12 protein-coding genes are annotated in these 20,884 nt (G+C 57.2%); 7 read left to right on the top strand and 5 right to left on the bottom strand.

Annotated features, from left to right (window positions below; genetic code table 11):
- The first annotated feature begins 33 nt into the window (after positions 1-33).
- The 5 genes from AC3WS9_RS19650 (at position 34) to AC3WS9_RS19630 (ending at position 8,138) form a co-directional block, all read left to right on the top strand.
- Positions 34-1,521: an MFS transporter gene (locus tag AC3WS9_RS19650; protein ID WP_492489975.1), complete on the top strand. Its 1,488-nt coding sequence runs from the start codon at positions 34-36 to the stop codon at positions 1,519-1,521.
- The gene (gene nanK, locus AC3WS9_RS19645) at positions 1,518-2,393 is read left to right on the top strand and encodes an N-acetylmannosamine kinase (RefSeq protein WP_492489973.1); all 876 of its coding nucleotides are present in this window, start codon (positions 1,518-1,520) and stop codon (positions 2,391-2,393) included. The genes AC3WS9_RS19650 and nanK overlap by 4 nt, the downstream gene beginning before the upstream one ends.
- Complete coding sequence (gene nanQ, locus AC3WS9_RS19640) at positions 2,390-2,851, top strand: N-acetylneuraminate anomerase (protein WP_492489971.1); 462 nt, start codon at positions 2,390-2,392, stop codon at positions 2,849-2,851. The genes nanK and nanQ overlap by 4 nt, the downstream gene beginning before the upstream one ends.
- Positions 2,852-3,126: 275 nt before the next feature.
- Complete coding sequence (locus tag AC3WS9_RS19635) at positions 3,127-7,131, top strand: RHS repeat-associated core domain-containing protein (protein WP_492489969.1); 4,005 nt, start codon at positions 3,127-3,129, stop codon at positions 7,129-7,131.
- Complete coding sequence (locus AC3WS9_RS19630) at positions 7,128-8,138, top strand: tetratricopeptide repeat protein (RefSeq protein WP_492489967.1); 1,011 nt, start codon at positions 7,128-7,130, stop codon at positions 8,136-8,138. The genes AC3WS9_RS19635 and AC3WS9_RS19630 overlap by 4 nt, the downstream gene beginning before the upstream one ends.
- A 96-nt stretch (positions 8,139-8,234) precedes the next feature.
- Here the strand turns inward: AC3WS9_RS19630 and AC3WS9_RS19625 are convergent, their stop codons facing one another.
- Together AC3WS9_RS19625 and gltB are read right to left on the bottom strand one after the other, a co-directional pair.
- Positions 8,235-9,653, bottom strand: coding sequence for a glutamate synthase small subunit (locus tag AC3WS9_RS19625; protein WP_282491848.1), 1,419 nt, complete (start codon positions 9,651-9,653; stop codon positions 8,235-8,237).
- A 9-nt stretch (positions 9,654-9,662) separates the two neighbouring features.
- Positions 9,663-14,123 carry a glutamate synthase large subunit gene (gene gltB / locus AC3WS9_RS19620; protein WP_492489965.1) on the bottom strand — a complete coding sequence of 1,487 codons (4,461 nt, stop codon included), beginning with the start codon at positions 14,121-14,123 and terminating at the stop codon, positions 9,663-9,665.
- Between the two features lie 684 nt (positions 14,124-14,807).
- Here gltB and mnmL point away from each other — a divergent pair.
- Positions 14,808-15,752: a tRNA modification radical SAM protein MnmL/YtqA gene (gene mnmL / locus AC3WS9_RS19615; protein ID WP_492490347.1), complete on the top strand. Its 945-nt coding sequence runs from the start codon at positions 14,808-14,810 to the stop codon at positions 15,750-15,752.
- Here the strand turns inward: mnmL and AC3WS9_RS19610 are convergent.
- Positions 15,729-17,231: a helicase HerA-like C-terminal domain-containing protein gene (locus AC3WS9_RS19610; protein WP_492489963.1), complete on the bottom strand. Its 1,503-nt coding sequence runs from the start codon at positions 17,229-17,231 to the stop codon at positions 15,729-15,731. The two genes, mnmL and AC3WS9_RS19610, sit on opposite strands and share 24 nt — an antisense overlap.
- A gap of 137 nt (positions 17,232-17,368) precedes the next feature.
- Between AC3WS9_RS19610 and AC3WS9_RS19605 the strand changes: the two genes are divergently transcribed.
- On the top strand, positions 17,369-19,006 hold the full coding sequence (locus tag AC3WS9_RS19605) for a dihydroxyacetone kinase subunit DhaK (RefSeq protein ID WP_285148122.1): 1,638 nt from the start codon (positions 17,369-17,371) through the stop codon (positions 19,004-19,006).
- 91 nt (positions 19,007-19,097) lie between these two features.
- On the opposite strand, the gene ahr is transcribed toward AC3WS9_RS19605, so the two are convergent.
- The gene (gene ahr, locus AC3WS9_RS19600) at positions 19,098-20,117 is read right to left on the bottom strand and encodes an NADPH-dependent aldehyde reductase Ahr (RefSeq protein ID WP_492489961.1); all 1,020 of its coding nucleotides are present in this window, start codon (positions 20,115-20,117) and stop codon (positions 19,098-19,100) included.
- Positions 20,118-20,200: 83 nt separating this feature from the next.
- The gene (locus tag AC3WS9_RS19595; protein ID WP_285153838.1) at positions 20,201-20,704 is read right to left on the bottom strand and encodes a GNAT family N-acetyltransferase; all 504 of its coding nucleotides are present in this window, start codon (positions 20,702-20,704) and stop codon (positions 20,201-20,203) included.
- Positions 20,705-20,884 lie beyond the last annotated feature (180 nt).

Here is a 20,884-nt window from a genome sequence, read left to right as displayed (position 1 = left end):
GCAATACAACACAGAATTCGTCGGGAGAGTGTTATGAGTATTTCTACCCAAAGCATCCCGTGGTACCGCCATCTTTCCCGCCCACAGTGGAGCGCATTCTCCGCCGCCTGGCTGGGATATCTGCTCGATGGCTTTGATTTTGTTTTGATCGCGCTGGTGTTAACAGAAGTCAAAAGTGAATTTGGTTTAACGACGGTGGAAGCAGCCAGCCTGATTTCCGCCGCCTTTATCTCGCGCTGGTTTGGCGGCCTGCTGCTGGGCGCGATGGGCGATCGCTACGGTCGCAAGCTGGCGATGATCACCAGTATCGTCCTCTTCTCCTGCGGTACGCTGGCGTGTGGGTTTGCGCCGGGCTACGTCACCATGTTTATCGCCCGGATGGTGATCGGCATGGGCATGGCAGGCGAATACGGCTCCAGCGCGACCTATGTCATCGAAAGCTGGCCGAAACATCTGCGCAATAAAGCCAGCGGCTTTTTAATCTCCGGTTTTTCCATCGGTGCGGTGGTTGCGGCGCAGATCTACAGCCTGGTCGTTCCCGTGTGGGGCTGGCGCGCGCTGTTCTTCATCGGCATCCTGCCGATCATTTTCGCCCTGTGGCTGCGAAAAAACATTCCCGAAGCGGAAGACTGGAAAGCGAAGCACGAAGGTAAAGCGCCGGTGCGCACGATGGTCGATATTCTCTATCGCGGCAAGCATCGTCTCATCAATATCGTGATGACGCTTTTTGCCGGAACCGCGCTGTGGCTCTGCTTCGCCGGAGAGCTGAACAACGCCGGGCTAGTGGTGATTCTGGGGCTGCTGTGCGCCTGCGTGTTCATCAGCTTTATGGTGCAAAGCAGCGGCAAACGCTGGCCGACGGGCGTGACCCTGATGGTCGTTGTGCTCTTCGCGTTCCTCTATTCATGGCCGATTCAGGCGCTGCTGCCTACTTATCTGAAAACGGATCTGGCCTACGATCCGATGACGGTCGCACATGTGCTGTTCTTCAGCGGTTTTGGCGCGGCAGTGGGTTGCTGTGTCGGTGGTTTCCTCGGCGACTGGCTGGGCACCCGCAAGGCGTACGTTTGCAGCCTGCTGGCCTCGCAGCTGCTGATCATTCCGGTGTTCGCGATCGGCGGGTCCAATATCTGGGTGCTTGGCCTGCTGCTCTTCTTCCAGCAGATGCTGGGGCAGGGGATCTCCGGGATTTTACCGAAGCTGATTGGCGGCTACTTCGATACGGATCAGCGCGCGGCGGGCCTTGGCTTTACCTACAACGTCGGCGCACTGGGCGGCGCGCTCGCCCCGATTATCGGTGCACTGCTGGCGCAGCGCCTTGAGCTGGGTACCGCGCTGGGATCCCTGTCGTTTGGTCTGACGTTCGTGGTGATCCTGCTGATCGGTCTGGATATGCCGTCCCGCGTCCAGCGCTGGGTCCGTCCGGAAGCGCTGCGCACGCACGATGCCATCGACGGTAAACCATTCAGCGGTGCCGTACCTTTTGGCAGCATCAAAAGCGAGCGCGAGGCGGTGAAATGACCACCCTGGCTATCGATATTGGCGGGACCAAACTGGCCGCCGCGCTGATCGACGACGATTTACAGATCCGTGAGCGGTGCGAAATGCCCACGCCTGCCAGCAAAACCCCCGACGCGCTGCGCTCTGCCCTAAAAGCGCTGGTGGAACCGGTGATGGCATCGGCAAAGCGGGTGGCCATCGCCTCAACGGGAATTATCCGCGAAGGCACGCTGGTGTCGATCAATCCCCATAACCTGGGCGGGCTGTTGCATTTCCCGCTGGTGCAGACGCTGGCGTCGATAACCGGCCTGCCCGCAATGGCGGTGAATGACGCGCAGGCTGCGGCGTGGGCGGAATATTACGCGCCGGGGATAGATTCGCAGGATATGGTTTTCATCACCGTCTCCACGGGTGTCGGCGGCGGCGTGGTGCTGAAGGGGGAGTTGCAGACGGGCGAGGGAGGGCTCGCCGGACATCTGGGGCACACGCTTGCCGATCCGCACGGTCCGGTTTGCGGCTGTGGTCGCCGGGGATGTGTGGAAGCGATCGCCTCGGGCCGGGGCATCGCCGCCCGGGCGCAGGGCGAGCTGGCGGGGCTTGACGCCAAAGCCATCTTCACCCATGCGCTGCGCGGGCATCCGCATGCCCGTGAGCTGGTGGCCCATTCCGCCCGGACCCTGGCGCGTCTCATCGCCGATGTCAAAGCGGTGACGGATTGTCAGACCGTCGTTGTGGGCGGCAGCGTCGGGTTGGCGGAAGGGTATTTATCGCAGGTGGCTGAGTTTCTGGCGCAAGAGCCACCGGTTTATCACGTCAATCTTCGCCCGGCCTTTTATCGCCACGATGCGGGTTTATTGGGCGCGGCACTTTTGTCTCAAGGAGCACAACAATGATGATGGGAAAAGCCAGTGTGCTGTCGGGATTACACCCCGTGCTGGCAGAGGCACTGACGCAGGCCATCGCGGACTGGCCGCAGGACAAAGCGCCGGGGCGCTACGAGCTGCAGGGCGACGATATCTTTATGAACGTGATGACGTTTGCCACGCAGCCGCCTGAGCAGAAAAAAGCTGAGTTGCATGAGCAATACATCGACATCCAGCTGTTGCTGGCGGGAGAGGAACGCATTCTGTACGGCGTGGCAGGCTCAGCGCGTCAGTGCGAGGAGCGACATGTCGAGGACGATTATCAGTTATGTAGCGCTATCGACGGGATGCAGCGGCTAGATTTGAAACCCGGCATGTACGCCATCTTTATGCCCGGAGAGCCGCATAAACCTGGCTGCGTAGTGAAGGAATCAGAAGAGATTAAGAAGGTGGTCGTTAAGGTGCGCGCCAGTTTGCTCGACGCATAAAAAAACCGGATGGCATCGCCATCCGGTTCATTTTCACAGGTTTTATCAATGGATTGAATTAAATCCCTATTGCATAGCTCACACTAATTCATTCACCTTTGAATATTGTTGTTGTGAATATTTTCCTTCTAAATCAGACTATTAAATAAATTTTACATGTGATTTAAGTCACGGTTTATCTCAAAACCTTCAGCGTAGAATTCGCGCTTCATTGCGGACGGATTGCCGTCTTTCAGGGCAATCAGCGATACGGATTTTATCAAAAGGATTTGACCATGACCGGAAAACCCGCCGCCCGTCAGGGCGATATGACCGCCATCGGCGGCCCGATTGTGCAGGGCAGCCTCGGGGTGATGATTGGCGCGCCGACCGGCGTCGCCTGTTCGGTGTGTCCGGGCGGCGTGGTGTCCGGCAGCCCGGTAAACCCGCTGCTCGGGGCCAAAGTCCTGCCCGGTGAAACGGACCTCGCCCTGTCCGGCCCGCTGTCCTTTGTTCTGTCGCGTACCTACAGCAGTTACCGCACGAAAACGCCCGCGCCGGAGGGTCTATTCGGTCCCGGCTGGAAAGCGCCCTCTGATATCCACCTGCAACTTTGCGACAATGCACTCATCCTCAACGACAACGGCGGGCGCAGCATTCACTTTGACCTGCTTCTGCCCGGCGAGGTGGCATTCAGCCGCACCGAGTCCTTCTGGCTGGCACGCGGTGGCGTGCTGAACCTGAATGACGTCCATCCCCTGCACCGTCTCTGGCAGGCCCTGCCGGAGGATGTCCGCCTCAGCCCCAACATTTACCTGGCCACCAACAGCCTGCAGGGTCCGTGGTGGCTGCTCGGGTGGGCGGAGCGCGTGCCGTCCGTGGATGAACTCCTTCCCGCGCCGCTGCCGCCGTACCGGGTGCTGACCGGGCTGGTGGATAATTTTTGTCGCACGCTGACGTTTCACCGCGCCCCTTCAGGTGAGTTTGCCGGCGCCGTGACCGGGGTCACCGACGGCGCAGGCCGCCGCTTCCGGCTGGTGCTGACCACCACAGCCAGTGGTGTCCGTCTTTCTGAAGTCTGGCTGGCACACGACCCGGAGTACCCGGGCAACCTGCCCGCTGCACCTCTGGCGCGTTACGACTATTCGCCCCGCGGCGAGCTTTCCGCGGTGTATGACCGCAGCGGCACGCAGGTTCGTCAGTTTACGTATGACGACAGGCATCCGGGCCGGATGGTGGCCCATCAGTATGCGGGCAGGCCGCAGACGACCTACCGCTACGACGCCACCGGGCGCGTCACGGAGCAGCATAATCCCGACGGCCTGAGCTACCGCTACCAGTATGAAAAACACCACACGGTCATCACCGACAGCCTGAATCGTCGCGAGGTGCTGCACACCGAAGGCGAAGGCGGCCTGAAGCGGGTGGTGAAAAAGGAATTCGCCGACGCAAGCATCACACAGAGTGAATTCGACAATGCGGGACGCCTGGTGGCACAGACCGACGCGGCAGGCCGCAGGACAGAATACCGGCTCAGTCCCGGCTCGGGTCTGCTGGCGGGCACCGTCACCCCGGACGGCAGGCTGACCGAATTCTACTACAACAGCCAGCGCCAGCTCATCGCCACGGTCTACCCGGACGGACTGAAAAGCCGGCAGGAGTACGACGACCTGGGCAGGCTGACCGCCGACACCTCACGCCAGGGCGACGTGACGCGTTATGCGTATGATGACCCGCACAGCGGATACCCGTCGGCCACAGAAGACCCCACCGGCAGCAAGAAGCAGATGACCTGGAGCCGCTACGGCCAGCTGCTTTCTTATACTGACTGTTCGGGATATGAAACCCGCTATGAATATGACCGCTTCGGGCAGCTGACGGCTGTCCATCGAGAGGAAGGCTTAAGCCAGTACCGGGCATACGATGCGCGCGGCAGGCTGGTCAGCCAGACAGATGCCACAGGCCGGCAAACCCGCTACGAATACAACGTCGCAGGCGACCTGACGGCGGTGACATCCCCGGACGGGACCCGCAGCGAAACCGGCTTTGACCCCCGGGGAAATATCGTCCTCGCAGCGCAGGGCACCCTCACCCGGCGGATGGCGTACGACACCGCGGGTCGCGTGACCACCCTGACCAATGAGAACGGCAGCCACACCACGTTCGCCTACGATGTGCTGGACCGTCTGACGCAGGAGACGGGTTTTGACGGGCGCATCAGACGCTACCGGTACAACGCCAGCGGGCAGCTGGTTCACAGCGAAGACGAAAGCCTGACTACCGTCTGGCAGTATGACGACGCGGGACGCCTGCTCAGCCGTACGGTAGACGGCGAACCCGCAGAAAAGTGGTGCTACGACGCGCGCGGCTGGCTGACGGACATCAGCCATCTCAGCGGCGGCCACCGGGTTGCGGTGCATTACACCCACGACAACACGGGGCGCGTCACCGGTGAGCGCCAGACGGTGCACAGCCCGGAAACGCACACCCTGCTGTGGCAGCATGAAACAAAACACGACTACCGCGCCGGTCTCGTGAACCGGGTGCAGCACGACCGGTTACCGCCGGTGGAATGGCTGACGTATGGCTCCGGTTACCTGGCGGGGATGAAGCTCGGCGACACGCCGCTCATCGAGTACACCCGCGACCGCCTGCACCGTGAAACGCAGCGCCGCTTCGGTGGCTACGCACTGGAAACGGCCTACGCCGCAGGCGGACAGCTGGAGAGTCATCACCTGAGCCAGACAGCCCTGAACCGGGACTACACCTGGAATGCGGACGGACAGCTCACTCACATCCGCGGCCCGCATGACCAGCGCGACTACGTGTATGAGAACGGACGCCTGCTCAGCACGCACATACAGTCCGCACACCACGACCTGACACAACAGACCCCGACTGACCCGGCGGGGAACCGGATTGCGGCACAGGAAGCCCTGCCGGATATCTGGCGGGATAACCGCATCACTCAGGACGCAGAGCATTTTTATCATTACGACGTCCACGGGAGCCTGACAGAAAAAGACGAGCGCCGTATCCATCAGGACGGGAGCATCACTCATCACTACGGGTACGATAACCAGCACCGGCTGACACACTACCAAAAGAGGCAGAACGGTCACCTGCTGACCGAGAGCCGCTACGCGTATGACCCGCTCGGGCGCCGTATCTGCAAACAGGTCTGGCACGGCCGGGTATACGACGGTATCTGGTATCTCCCGACCGCGCCCGCCGAAGCCGTCTGGTACGGCTGGGACGGCGACCGGCTGACCACTACCCAGACCGACACCACCCGCATCCAGACGGTGTATCATCCGGGGACCTTCACGCCGTTAATCCGCATCGAAACGGCCACCGGTGAGCTGACAAAAGCCATTCGCCGCACTCTGGCAGAAAAACTGCAGCAGGACGCGGACATGGTGTTTGTGCCGGAGCTGGTCACGATGCTGGACGGCCTTGAGCGGGAGCTGAGAACGAATCAGCTCAGCGAACACAGCCAGCAGTGGCTGGCCGGGTGCGGCCTGACACCGGAGCAGATGAAAAACCAGATGGAGCCGGAATACACCCCGGCGCGGAAAACTCATCTGTACCACTGCGACCATCGGGGGCTGCCGCTGGCGTTAATAAGCGAAGATGGCAGCCTGGCCTGGCAGGCCGAGTTTGATGAATGGGGAAACCTGCTGCACGAAGAGAACCCGGACAATGTTCAACAGCTTATTCGCCTGCCGGGGCAGCAGTACGATGCTGAGACGGGGCTGTATTATAACCGGCATCGCTATTATGACCCGCAGCAGGGACGGTATATCACACAGGATCCGATTGGGCTGGCAGGGGGATGGAATAGTTATGTTTATCCGTTTGACCCACTGCAAAACGTGGATCCTCTGGGATTGACAGGAATCGGTCTTGGGGGGGCAGGGGCAGATAAATATTGCCAGGGTATTGGATCCGCTGTTAATTACCTGTCACCGGAAGATGTTAAAATAACGATACACAATAATGAAACTATGCATAATGTAAATAATCCTCTAGGTGAATTTGCTTATGGAGTTTCAGTAATTCCCGCCGTTGCAGGTATGGCTGTTCTGAGTGCACCTGCAGCAGGTGCGGTCGTGGCAGAGAAAAGCGCTGCATGCATTGAAGATGTTGCCAAAGAAATACTAGTTGAGGGAAATCGCGACGCCAAAGAGTTGGCTCTGACATGCACAAAAAGTTTTATGAACAAAGGAACATCGACTTTACAAAGTAAATGGTCTGATTTTTTAATTGAAACCTTGTCCTCATTTAAACAGAAATCATGATGGTTATGAAAATAAATAAAATGATTTTGCGGAAAATACTTTCATTATTGATACTGATTTTGTTATTAGTTTCTTTTTTTATTTGGAAGGATAACTTGAAAGGAGCTTTTAATGGAAGTGGGGTGAGCATAAAAGAAAAATACTTCAAACATAGCCCGATAAGCGAGCTGCGAAAAAAAGCAGAACAGGGAAATATGAATGCACAGTCTGACCTTGGCCTTTTATATGAGAATGGGAAAGGAGTAGAGAAAAATTACAGCATGGCATTTTATTGGTATAAAAAATCCTCAGAGCAAGGGTATGCAGTAGCACAATATAATCTTGGAGCGGCCTATGAAAATGGTCGTGGTACCGTACGTGATTTACAACAAGCAAGAAAATGGTATAGCCGCTCAGCTGAGCAAGGGATTGAACAGGCACAAGTTAATTTGGGAGCTATGTACCTCGAAGGAATTGCAGGAATCAATGATTATAAAGAGGCACTGCATTGGTTTCAAAGTGCCGCAGATAAAAATAACACTATAGCAATGAATAATTTAGGCTACATGTATAGCGCGGGGTTAGGTATGCCAATAAATCATTCTAAAGCTATAGAGTGGTATCAAAAATCTGCTAATTTAGGGTCCATGAAGGCTAGAAATATGCTTGCACTATACTATCTAAATGAAATCGGAGATCTTCCAGTCGATAATTATAAAGGTCTGGCATTATTAAAGTCTTCGGCATGTCAGGGCTATGTTGTAGCACAGAATAATCTAGGGTTAGTATATTCAAATGGCAATAGTGAAATTCCTCAAGACAATGTCCAGGCATATGCCTGGTTTTCTGTGGCGCTATTCAATGGTCAGAGGGAGGCGAGTAATTTACGTGATAAGATAGCAATAAAACTTACAGCCAAAGAGTTGAGTCAGGCTATTTTGGTGTCTAATGATTACATTGCAAAATACCCATCGTCAAAACAAGAAAATGATACCTATAAATCAAAAAATGAATGTAAATATCCTTAGCATAATGAATTACGCATTGCCGGTAAACATTATAATAAGAGATTGCCCCGGATTAAACCGGGGCGGAGATATTATAATTGTAAAAATGTAAACGAATTACACTTCCAGGTAATTCATGATCCCATCAGCCGCTTTGCGGCCTTCGGCAATCGCCGTTACCACCAGATCTGAACCGCGAACGATATCGCCACCGGCGAAGATTTTCGGGTTGCTGGTCTGGAAGGCGTTCTCGTTGCCTTCCGGCGCAATCACGCGGCCCTGGGAATCCAGCTCGACGCTGTGTTTCGCCAGCCACTCCATGCTGTGTGGACGGAAACCAAACGCCATCACCACCGCATCAGCCGGAACCACGTGCTCGGAACCTGCCACGATCTCTGCGCGACGACGGCCTTTGGCATCCGGTGCGCCCATTTCGGTACGCGCCATTTTCACGCCGCTGACTTTGCCGTTCGCGTTCACTTCGATGCCCAATGGCTGAACGTTGAACTGGAACTCCACACCCTCTTCACGCGCGTTTTTCACTTCGCGTTTGGAGCCAGGCATGTTCTCTTCGTCACGACGATAGGCGCAGATAACGTGCGTTGCGTCCTGGCGAATTGAGGTGCGCACGCAGTCCATCGCGGTATCACCGCCACCCAGCACTACCACGCGTTTGCCTTCCATGGTGACGTATGGTTCAGCGGTGGTTTCACCGAAGCCCATCATCTGCTTGGTGTTGGCAATCAGGAACGGCAGGGCGTCAAACACGCCCGGTGCGTCTTCGTTTTCCAGCCCACCGCGCATCGACTGATAGGTGCCGACGCCGAGGAACACGGCATCGTAATCTTTCAGCAGATCGTCGATCTGAATGTCACGACCCACTTCGATGTTCAGTTTGAACTCGATGCCCATGTCAGTGAAGATTTCGCGACGGCGGGTCATCACCTCTTTTTCCAGCTTGAAGGCCGGGATCCCGAAGGTCAGCAGGCCGCCGATCTCAGGATGACGATCGAACACCACCGCTTTGACGCCGTTGCGGGTCAGCACGTCGGCACACGCCAGACCTGCCGGGCCTGCGCCGATGATCGCCACGCGTTTGTCCGTCTGACGCACGCCGGTCATGTCCGGACGCCAGCCCATTTCGAACGCTTTATCGTTGATATAGCGCTCGATGTTGCCTATGGTCACCGCGCCAAACTCGTCGTTCAGCGTACAGGAACCTTCGCACAGACGGTCCTGCGGACACACGCGGCCACAGACTTCTGGCAGGGTGTTGGTCTGGTGCGACAGTTCCGCCGCTTCGAAAATGCGTCCTTCATTGGCCAGCTTCAGCCAGTTCGGAATGTAGTTGTGGACCGGGCATTTCCATTCGCAGTACGGGTTACCGCAGGACAGGCAGCGGTCTGCCTGTGCTTTGGCCTGGCCTTCTGAAAACGGCTCGTAAATTTCAACAAATTCAATTTTACGGATCTTCAGCGGTTTCTTTGGCGGATCAACGCGCTGCAGGTCGATAAACTGGTATACGTTCTGACTCATTGCTACCCCTTACTGCGCCTGCACACGCAGCTCTGCTGCGCTACGACTACGGTGACCCAACAGTGCTTTAACATCGCTGGACTTCGGTTTAACCAACGCGAATTTCGCTGAGAACGCAGGCCAGTTCGCCAGGATCTCTTCCCCGCGGGAAGAACCGGTATGCTGCACGTGCTCGGTAATCAGACCGCGCAGGTGCTCTTCGTGGATCGCCAGTGTTTCAACGTCCAGCACTTCTACCAGTTCCGGGTTAACGCGTTTACGGAACTCACCGTCTTCGTCCAGGACGTAGGCGAAACCGCCCGTCATGCCTGCGCCGAAGTTGACGCCGGTTTTGCCCATTACGCAGACAATCCCGCCGGTCATGTATTCACAGCCGTTATCGCCGATACCTTCCACTACGGTGATGGCACCGGAGTTACGTACCGCAAAACGCTCGCCCGCACGGCCCGCGGCAAACAGACGTCCGCCGGTCGCGCCGTACAGACAGGTGTTACCAATGATGCTGGCCTCATGGCTGCGGAACGCAGAACCGACCGGGGGACGCACCGCCAGCAGACCGCCCGCCATGCCTTTACCGACGTAGTCGTTGGCATCGCCGGTCAGGTACAGCTCAACGCCGCCCGCATTCCAGACGCCGAAGCTCTGACCCGCAGTCCCGCTGAAGTGCGCGACAATCGGATCGGCTGCCAGCCCCTGATCGCCATGGGTTTGCGCGATGTAACCAGAAAGCGTTGCCCCCACAGAGCGGTCGGTGTTGCGGATATCAAACCAGAACGTTTTGCTCTGTTTGTCATCGACGTAGGATTTCGCCTGCTGCAACAGCTGCGCGTTCAACACGCCGTTGTCGAACGGCGGGTTGTTCTCGGTGCAGTAAACGGCTTTGCCAGCGTGCGGCTCGGCGGTTTCCAGCAGACGAGACAGCTCCAGTTTCTGCTGCTTGGCGGTAAACCCTTCCAGCTCTTTCAGCAGGTCGGTACGGCCAATCAGATCCACCAGACGCTTCACGCCCAGCTGCGCCATCAGCTCGCGGGTTTCGCGGGCGATGAATTCAAAGTAGTTGGTCACTTTGAACGGCAGACCGTGATAGTGGTTCTTACGCAGTTTTTCGTCCTGAGTTGCCACGCCCGTTGCGCAGTTATTCAGGTGACAAATACGCAGGTATTTACAGCCCAGCGCCACCATTGGCCCGGTACCGAAGCCGAAGCTTTCAGCGCCGAGAATCGCGGCTTTGATGATGTCGAGACCGTTTTTCAGACCGCCATCCACCTGCAGACGGATCTTGTGACGCAGACCGTTAGCCACCAGCGCCTGCTGAGTTTCCACCAGGCCCAGCTCCCACGGACAGCCCGCGTATTTCACGGAGGAGAGTGGGCTTGCACCTGTCCCGCCGTCATAGCCCGCGATGGTGATCAGATCCGCGTAGGCTTTTGCCACACCGGTGGCGATAGTGCCAACGCCCGGTTCGGAAACCAGCTTCACGGAGATCATCGCTTTCGGGTTGACCTGTTTCAGGTCGAAAATCAGCTGCGCCAAATCCTCGATAGAGTAGATATCATGGTGCGGCGGCGGGGAGATCAGCGTCACGCCCGGCACCGAGTAGCGCAGTTTGGCGATGTACGGCGTAACTTTATCACCCGGTAACTGACCGCCTTCACCCGGTTTTGCACCCTGAGCGACTTTAATCTGAATCACGTCGGCGTTGACCAGGTACGCTGGCGTCACGCCAAAGCGACCGGAGGCCACCTGCTTGATGCGCGACACTTTGTTGGTGCCATAGCGCGCAGGATCTTCGCCGCCTTCGCCGGAGTTCGAGTTCCCGCCGATGCTGTTCATCGCTTCGGCCAGCGCTTCGTGTGCTTCCGGGCTGAGTGCGCCGATAGACATCGCTGCCGTATCAAAACGTTTATAGAGTTCGCTCGCCGGTTCAACGTCATTAATGCTGACGGTTTCGCCGTTCGGATTCACCGCCAGCAGATCGCGCAGCGTCGCCGCCGGGCGCTCGTTAACCAGTTTCGAATATTGCTGATAATCGCTGTATTCGCCGCTCTGAACTGCCTCTTGCAGGGTTTTCACCACGTCCGGGTTGTAGGCGTGGTATTCGCCGCCGTGAACGTATTTCAGCAAGCCGCCCTGATCCAGCGGTTTACGCGCCAGCCATGCGCGCTTCGACAGGTTCATCAGGTCCTGCTGGAAGTCAGAGAAACCAGCGCCGCCGATGCGGCTGATCACGCCCTGGAAGCAGAGATCCGCGACGTCATCGTGCAGACCGACGGCTTCGAAGAGTTTCGAGCAGCGGTAAGAGGCGATGGTCGAGATGCCCATTTTGGACATGATCTTGTACAGGCCTTTGTTGATGCCGTTACGGTAGTTCAGCATCACCGCGCGGTAATCTTTTTCGATCGCGTGAGTGTCGACCAGTTTCGCCAGCGTTTCGTACGCCAGGTACGGATAAATGGCCGTCGCGCCAAAGCCCAGCAGCACGGCAAAGTGATGCGGGTCGCGCGCGCTGGCAGTTTCAACGATGATGTTGGCATCGCAGCGCAGGCTCTTATCGACCAGGCGAGTCTGGATCGCGCCCACCGCCATCGGTGCCGGAACCGGCAGACGGTTTTTGGCGATGTTGCGGTCGGACAGCACCAGCAGAACGGTGCCGTTACGCACCATCTGCTCGGCCTGATCGCACAGGGCTTTCACCGTCTCTTCGAGGCTCGTTTCGGTCACGTCGAAGGTAATATCGAGCGTGTCGGCGCGATAGTGATCTTCGGTCATGGTGGTGAGCTGTTTGAAATCGGAGTACAGCAGAATCGGCGACTTAAAGCTCAGGCGGTGCGCCTGGCCTTCGGCTTCGCAGAAGACGTTCATCTCGCGACCGATGCTGGTGGCCAGCGACATCACGTGCGCTTCACGCAGCGGATCGATTGGCGGGTTAGTGACCTGCGCAAACTGCTGGCGGAAGTAGTCGTAAATGATGCGCGGCTGGCTGGAGAGCACGGCAAACGGGGTATCGTCACCCATTGAACCGACCGCTTCCTGGCCATTCTCGCCGAGCACGCGGATCACGGAATCCAGCTCTTCGGCGCTGTAGTTAAACTGTTTCTGGTAGCTGGCGAGGGTATCGTCGTCCAGCTCGCGGCTGCCCACTTCCTCATTCGACAGATCTTCGAACGGCACCAGACGGCGGACGTTGGTCTCCATCCACTCTTTGTACGGATGGCGGCTTTTCAGATCGTCATCGGTTTCCGCCGAGTGCAGAATGCGCCCGCTGCGGGTATCGATAACCATCAGTTCGCCTGGGCCGACGCGACCTTTCTCGACCACTTCGTCAGGCTGGTAATCCCAGATCCCGACTTCGGAGGCGCAGGTGATCAGCTTATCTTTGGTGATGACGTAGCGCGCCGGGCGCAGACCGTTACGGTCGAGGTTACAGGCGGCGTAGCGTCCATCGGACATCACGATACCTGCCGGGCCGTCCCACGGCTCCATGTGCATGGAGTTAAAGTCGAAGAACGCGCGCAGGTCCGGGTCCATATCCGGGTTGTTCTGCCAGGCTGGCGGAACAAGCAGACGCATCGCACGCACGATATCCATCCCGCCGGCCAGCAGCAGTTCCAGCATATTATCCATGGAACTTGAGTCGGAGCCGGTTTCGTTGACGAATGGAGCGGCGTCATGCAGATCCGGGATCAGCGGAGTCTGGAACTTATAGGTACGCGCACGCGCCCACTGGCGGTTGCCGGTGATGGTGTTGATCTCGCCGTTGTGCGCCAGATAGCGGAACGGCTGAGCCAGCGGCCAGCGAGGGACAGTGTTGGTGGAGAAGCGCTGGTGGAACAGGCAAATGGCCGATTCCAGACGCAGGTCCGCGAGGTCCAGGTAGAAGCGCGGCAGGTCAGCCGGCATACACAGACCTTTATAAATGTTTACCAGGTTGGAGAGGCTACAGACGTAGAACTCTTTATCTTCCTGCAAACGTTTTTCGATACGGCGGCGGGCAATAAACAGACGGCGTTCCATATCGCGCGGACGCCAGCCCGCAGGCGCATTCACAAAAATCTGTTCAATTCGTGGCAGCGAGGAGAGGGCGATTTCACCGAGCACCCCTTCGTTGGTCGGCACATTGCGCCAGCCGACAATCGACAGGGTTTCGCGTTGAAGTTCTTCTTCGACGATGCGGCGTGAAGCGGCGGCTTTTTCAGGCTCCTGATTCAGGAACAACATGCCGACAGCGTAGTTTTTGGCTAAACGCCAGCCGCGCTCTTCCGCTACGATGCGGAAGAAACGATCCGGTTTTTGTAGCAGCAAGCCACAACCATCGCCGGTTTTACCATCAGCGAGGATTGCACCACGGTGCTGCATACGGGCCAGTGCGTGTATAGCGGTACGCACTACCTTGTGGCTAGGTTCGCCTTCTATGTGGGCGATCAGGCCGAAACCACAGTTATCCTTCTCAAGGGATTTATCGTACAACATATCAGTGAACCTCCCCAGGCTCTTCGGGATTCCCATCTGAACCGTGGCGCACAGGCACAGAAAGAGCGCGGCGACGGGGTTTGCGTTTCATACGCGCACCTCGCATTCGCCCTCTTCATTTCCTTTTCGCACAGGTCAAACAAGTTTGAGGACTTGCTTCAGAGGGAATCTCAATTACTGCATAAATATGATAAGCAGGCTGCTTATCCAGAAAGCTTCCAGCGGATTTCCAACTTATCGGGAATTGATACACAGGTCAAATGGCAATCTTATGTATGCAAAAATGTGCTAAAGGAAGGTTAGTTCATTGAATATAAAAGAGATTTAACGCGTTTTGCATCGGCGAAAGGCAGGGGTAAGGCGCAGGGGAGTGTGATCTGACTCACTATATGAAAGCGGTATTATCCCTCAGCCATGCTGAATAGCGGATTTTTTACAGGATAATAATCTGGTACTGGCAGTGGCGACGCATCATCACACTGTTTTACAGCTGTGGGGCGATAAGTGAAAAAATCCGCTGCAACATAAGGAAAAGTCATTGCCCGAATGATGAATGAAATTGCAGTAATAATGAGTTTTTATTCAAATGAATAATAGCCGTCCAGGGCGATTGATCCAGGTCATCGCCGACAGAGGCTAAAAATGGCAGGCTTGTCCCCTTTCTCCGGGACGGTCTATCAGATTATGCAGTTACAGAAATTAGTCAATATGTTTGGTGGGGATCTTTCACGCCGCTACGGCCAGAAGGTCCACAAGCTGACGCTGCACGGCGGTTTTAGCTGCCCAAATCGCGATGGCACCATTGGGCGTGGCGGCTGTACTTTCTGTAATGTGGCCTCCTTTGCCGACGAAGCGCAGCAGCACAACTCTATTGCCGACCAGCTTTCTCATCAGGCGAGCCTGGTCAATCGCGCGAAGCAGTATCTGGCCTATTTCCAGGCCTACACCAGCACCTTTGCGGAAGTACAGGTTCTGCGTTCCATGTATCAGCAGGCCGTGAGCCAGGCCAATATCGTCGGTTTGTGTGTCGGTACGCGTCCGGACTGCGTCCCGGAAGCGGTGCTGGATCTGCTGAGCGAATATAAAGACCTGGGCTATGAAATCTGGCTGGAACTGGGCTTGCAGACCGCGCACGACAAAACGCTGCACCGAATCAATCGTGGTCATGATTTTGCCTGCTATCAGAAAACGACGCGGCTGGCCCGCGAGCGCGGTTTAAAAGTCTGCTCACATCTGATTGTCGGCCTGCCGGGCGAAGGTCAGCAGCAGGGTCTGGAAACTCTGGAAAGGGTCGTTGAGACGGGCGTCGACGGCATTAAGCTCCATCCGCTGCATATCGTTACCGGCAGCACTATGGCGAAAGCCTGGGAAGCCGGGCGGTTAAACGGTATTGAGCTGGATGAGTACACCGTGACGGCGGGAGAGATGATTCGCCATACGCCGCCGGAGGTGATTTACCACCGCATCTCCGCCAGCGCCCGCCGCCCAACGCTCCTCGCGCCGCTGTGGTGCGAAAACCGCTGGACGGGGATGGTCGAGCTGGATCGCTATTTGAATCAGCACGGCGTACAAGGCTCAGCGCTCGGCACGCCGTGGGTCTCCCCGCTACCGGCGACGACCGCCCAGTAAACTCCCCAGCATGCCGCGCACAATCTGATTGGTCACCTGCCGCGCGGCGCTTTTGGCCATGGTTTGCACCACGCCATCGCGTTTACCCCCACGTGGCCCGGTGCTGCCAAACAGAATGTCTTTCAGACCGCCGAGAATACCGTCGTCCACGGCGACATCGCCGCCTTTGGCCGAAGGGGACTGTTGTTGTTCTGTGTTCGCCTGGACGCCTTTCTGCAGCATTTCGAACGCGGATTCCCGATCCACTTCATCCTCATATTTGCCGTAGACCGGCGAGTGATTGATCAAAGCGTTACGTTCGTCGTCCGTCACCGGCCCCATCCGCGAGAATGGCGCAATCACCATCGCACGCTCCACGATGGACGGGCTTCCTTTGGCGTCGAGAAACGAAATCAGCGCTTCGCCGGTTCCCAGCGCCTGAATCGCCTCTTCCGTATCAAACGCCGGATTGGCGCGCATGGTTTGCGCTGCCGCTTTCACCGCTTTCTGATCTTTCGGCGTAAAGGCCCGCAGCGCGTGCTGCACGCGATTCCCAAGCTGGCCCAGCACGTTATCCGGGATGTCGGACGGGTTCTGCGAGACAAAATAGACGCCCACGCCTTTGGAGCGGATCAGGCGGATCACCTGTTCGATTTTATCCAGCAGCACCTGTGGGGCATCGCTGAAAAGCAGATGGGCTTCGTCAAAGAAGAAAACAATCTTAGGTTTCTCCAGATCGCCCGCTTCCGGCAGCTGTTCATAGAGTTCTGAGAGCATCCACAGCAGGCTGGCGGCATAGAGCTTTGGCATCTGATAAAGCTTTTCAGCGCTCAGAATGTTAATGATGCCTTTGCCGTTACTGTCGGTGCGCATCCAGTCTTTGATATCCAGCATTGGCTCGCCGAAGAAATGCTCCGCGCCCTGTTGTTCGAGGGTGAGCAGTCCGCGCTGAATGGCGCCGACCGAGGCGGGGCTGATATTCCCATACTGATTCTGGAAGGATTTGGCGTTATCGCCGATGTACTGGGTAATGGCGCGCAGATCTTTGAAATCGAGCAGCAGCAGGCCCTGATCGTCGGCGATGCGGAAAATAATGTTCAACACGCCAGACTGGACCTCGTTAAGGGTTAACAACCGCGCCAGCAGCAGCGGGCCGAGATCCGAGACGGTCGCGCGCACCGGATGGCCTTTCTCACCGAAAATATCCCATACCACCACCGGATTGGCCTGCGGTTGCCAGTCGGTCACGCCGATGTTTTTCAGCCGCTCAAGCAGTTTCTCCGACGCTGTGCCTTCCTGGGCGACGCCGGTTAAATCGCCTTTGACGTCGGCCATGAAAACCGGCACGCCGATACTTGAAAATGACTCCGCCAGCTTTTGCAGGGTCACGGTTTTCCCCGTCCCGGTGGCGCCGGTAATCAGCCCGTGGCGGTTCGCCATGCCTGGCAGTAAGAACAGCTCTTTATCCAGCGTCCGGGCAATCAGCAGTGGTGTACTCATGGTGCGCATCCTCTCTTTGTCCTGCGTCGAGTATAGGCAACCTGACGGCAATTTGACTCAGTAAATTCCTGACTTTGCGGCGCAATATCCAGCGCGGACTATGCTTTTGCATACGATTCACAAAAAGTTGGAAAGCTATGTCCAGATTCTTTTTTAATGACCGCAAACAGCTGGTCAACGACGCCATTGAAGGCATACTGATCTCCGCGCCGCATGGCAATTTGGTCAAACTCGATATCGATCCCGCCATTCGCGTGGTGGCCCGCAGCGACTGGGATAAAAGCCGGGTGGCGGTCATTTCCGGTGGGGGTTCCGGCCACGAACCGGCGCACGCAGGATTTATCGGCAAAGGGATGCTAACCGCAGCGGTGTGCGGCGATCTGTTTGCCTCTCCGAGCGTGGATGCGGTGCTGAACGCCATCGTGGCGGTGACGGGCGATCGTGGGTGCCTGCTGATCGTCAAAAACTACACCGGCGATCGTCTGAACTTCGGTCTTGCAGCGGAAAAAGCCAAACGCTACGGGCTGAAAGTCGAGATGATCATTGTGGCCGATGACATCGCGCTGCCGGACAACAAACAGCCGCGCGGGATTGCGGGCACGGCGCTGGTCCACAAAATCGCGGGTTATGCGGCGGAGAAAGGCAAGTCCCTGAGCGACGTTCGGGATATCGCGCAGCAGGCCTGCGATAACCTCTGGAGCCTCGGCGTGGCGATGCAGACCTGCAATCTGCCGGGAAGTGACGACGAAGAGGGGCGCATCAAACAGGGGCACGTTGAGCTTGGCCTGGGTATTCACGGCGAGCCGGGGGCATCGGTAGTCGATACGCAAAACAGCAAAGCGATAATCGACACGCTGGTGGCGCCGCTCAAAGAGAAAGCTGGCGACGGGCGTTTTGCGGTGCTGATCAACAACCTCGGAGGCGTGTCGGCGCTGGAGATGGCGCTGCTGACCAAAGAGCTGGCCCATTCGGCGCTTAAGGATCAGATCGCGTATCTGATTGGTCCTGCACCGCTGGTGAGTTCGCTGGATATGAAGGGCTTTTCTCTGTCGCTGCTCAGGCTGAATGAGACCTTCGAGCAGGCGCTGAATGAGCCTGTCGAAACCATCGGCTGGCAAACACCGGTGGCGTTTGCGCCGCTGCGTACCTTGGCGCATACGGCTATTCAGGATCGCGTGGACTCTACGCCGTCAGAAAATGCGCAGGTGGCTGCACTTGTTGCGGGCGCGACGCAAACGCTGGTCGATCTGGAAAATCGCCTGAATGCGCTGGATGCCAAAGTGGGCGACGGCGATACGGGGTCGACCTTTGCGCAAGGCGCGCGCGACATTGCGCAGCTGTTGCAGGATAAGCAACTGCCGCTGAACGACGTGCCGAAACTGCTGCTGTTAATCGGCGAGCGGCTGGCGACGGTGATGGGCGGATCGAGCGGCGTGCTGATGTCGATCTTCTTTACCGCGGCCGGGCAGCAGCTACAGGACGGTAAACCGCTGGCGGATGCCTTGCTGAGTGGCCTTGCGCAAATGAAGCAGTACGGAGGGGCGGATCTCGGCGATCGTACATTGATCGACGCGCTGCAGCCGGCGCTCGAAGCGTTACGAAAAGGGGGTCTCCAGGCTGCTGCGCAGGCGGCGAAGCAGGGTGCTGAAGCGACTGCCAGCATGCAAAAAGCAGGAGCGGGGCGTTCGTCGTATGTGAATAAAGAGAATCTGGATGGGGTGACCGATCCGGGCGCGGTGGCGGTAGCAGAGGTGTTTGCGACGTTGGCGCGATAGGTAAAAAATGCCCGGTGGCGCTACGCTTACCGGGCCTACAAAACCTAACCGTAGGCCGGGTAAGGCGCAGCCGCCACCCGGCAATTCAGCCTTAGAAGTCTGCTTTCAACACCACGCGGTAACGGGCTTTACCGTCGCGTACGTGCTGGATGGCTTCATTGATTTTCGACATCGGATACAGTTCGGTGGTCGGTGCTACCTTGGTGCGGCCCGCGAACTTCATCAGCTTGCGCAATTCAAACGGTGTGCCGGTAGCGGAACCGGAAATGCTGCGATCGCCACCGATCAGGGTGAAGGCCGGGACCGGCAGCGGTTTCAGCACTGCGCCGACGGTATGGAAATTCCCGCCGTAGGCCAGCGCTTCGAAGTACGGCTGCCAGTCGAGATCGACGTTCACGGTGTTGATGATCAAATCAAACTGACCGGCCAGCGCTTTCAGCAGTTCTGGGTCGCGGCTGTTGACCACTTTATCGGCCCCCATCGCCAGCACTTCTTTCTCTTTCGCCGGATTGGAGCTGAACGCAGTGACTTCGCAGCCCATGGCGTGCAGCAGTTTGATGGCGATATGGCCTAAACCGCCAATCCCAATGACGCCGACGCGGCTGGTGGCGGTGACATGATGCATCAGAAGCGGTTTGAAGACGGTGATACCGCCGCACAGCAGTGGGCCTGCGGATTCAATATCAATTCTGTCCGGGAGCGGAATGACCCACTGCCAGTCGGCGCGCAGTTTGTCGGCGAAACCGCCTTTATTGAGGATGGTCGGCACAGCGCCTTCCAGACAGTTGATCTGGTTGCCGCTGATACAGGCGTCGCAATGGCCGCAGCTGCGGGCGGTCCAGCCAATGCCCACACGCTGGCCGATCTTCAGCCCTTTGTCCTGAGCCGCCGTGCCCAGCGCCACCACGCGGCCAATCACTTCGTGCCCGGCGACCAGCGGATAGCTTGAGAAGCCCCATTCGTTGTCGATCATCGACAGGTCTGAGTGGCAAATCCCGCAATAGTCGACCTGCACTTCGACGTCTTCTGCTTTCAGCTCGCCCGCATCGTATTCGTACAGTTCAAGTTCTGCACCTGCCTGCGGCGCGGCATAGCTTTTTATCTTCGACATCGTCTTTCCCCCGTTTTGGTGTGAACTGAGAGTGTAGAGCATTCAGTTTACAGCCGCTTAACAGAAGAGGGCAGGAAAGAGATTTACAGAGTTTTCAGCATCCTGACTTCGCAATCGACATGCCCGGTGCAGCCCAGCGGCGCGTCGATGTGTTCAAAGCCCAGGTGTTCGTACAGGCCGATAGCTTCTTTAAGGAAGGCGGTGGTTTCGAGGTAACAGCGTTTGAAGCCCTGTGAGCGAGCGTGATCCATCGCCAGGAGTGCCAGCTTTTTCGCCAGCCCTTGTCCACGCACTGTCGGCAGGAAGTACATCTTTTGCAGCTCGCAGATATCCGACTCGCTGCAACTCAGCGGTGCGACTCCGCCTCCGCCGACGACGCTGCCGTTTTGTTCAATCACCCAGTAGGCATGGCCCGGCTGGCTGTAGAGCTGGAACAGTTCGTCGAGATTCGGGTCCGCAACCGTATAGCCTTTATCGGCCGTCAGACCGTACTCCGCAGACACTTCGCGGATCACCGCGGCGATACCGGCGTTATCTTGCTCTGTGATCCGACGCATAGCGGCTGCGACGGGGGTAATCACGCTCATAGCATTACTCTTGGGAAAAAATGACACACAACCGCAGTTAATAGCACCGCAGAAAGGTGAGTGCAAGCGAGGATGTTTCATTTTAGCGCGCAGTACCATTCTCATTACGGCTGTACAAGGTCCGTTTTCATTAAGTCGTTTTATTGCTCTTTGCGTGATTGAAACTCATACAATGCCGCA

The organism is Lelliottia sp. EB106-05-01-XG201, from assembly GCF_058791735.1.
Note: the sequence above shows the minus strand (reverse complement) of the source record. Positions and strands in the feature narration are given on the sequence as shown.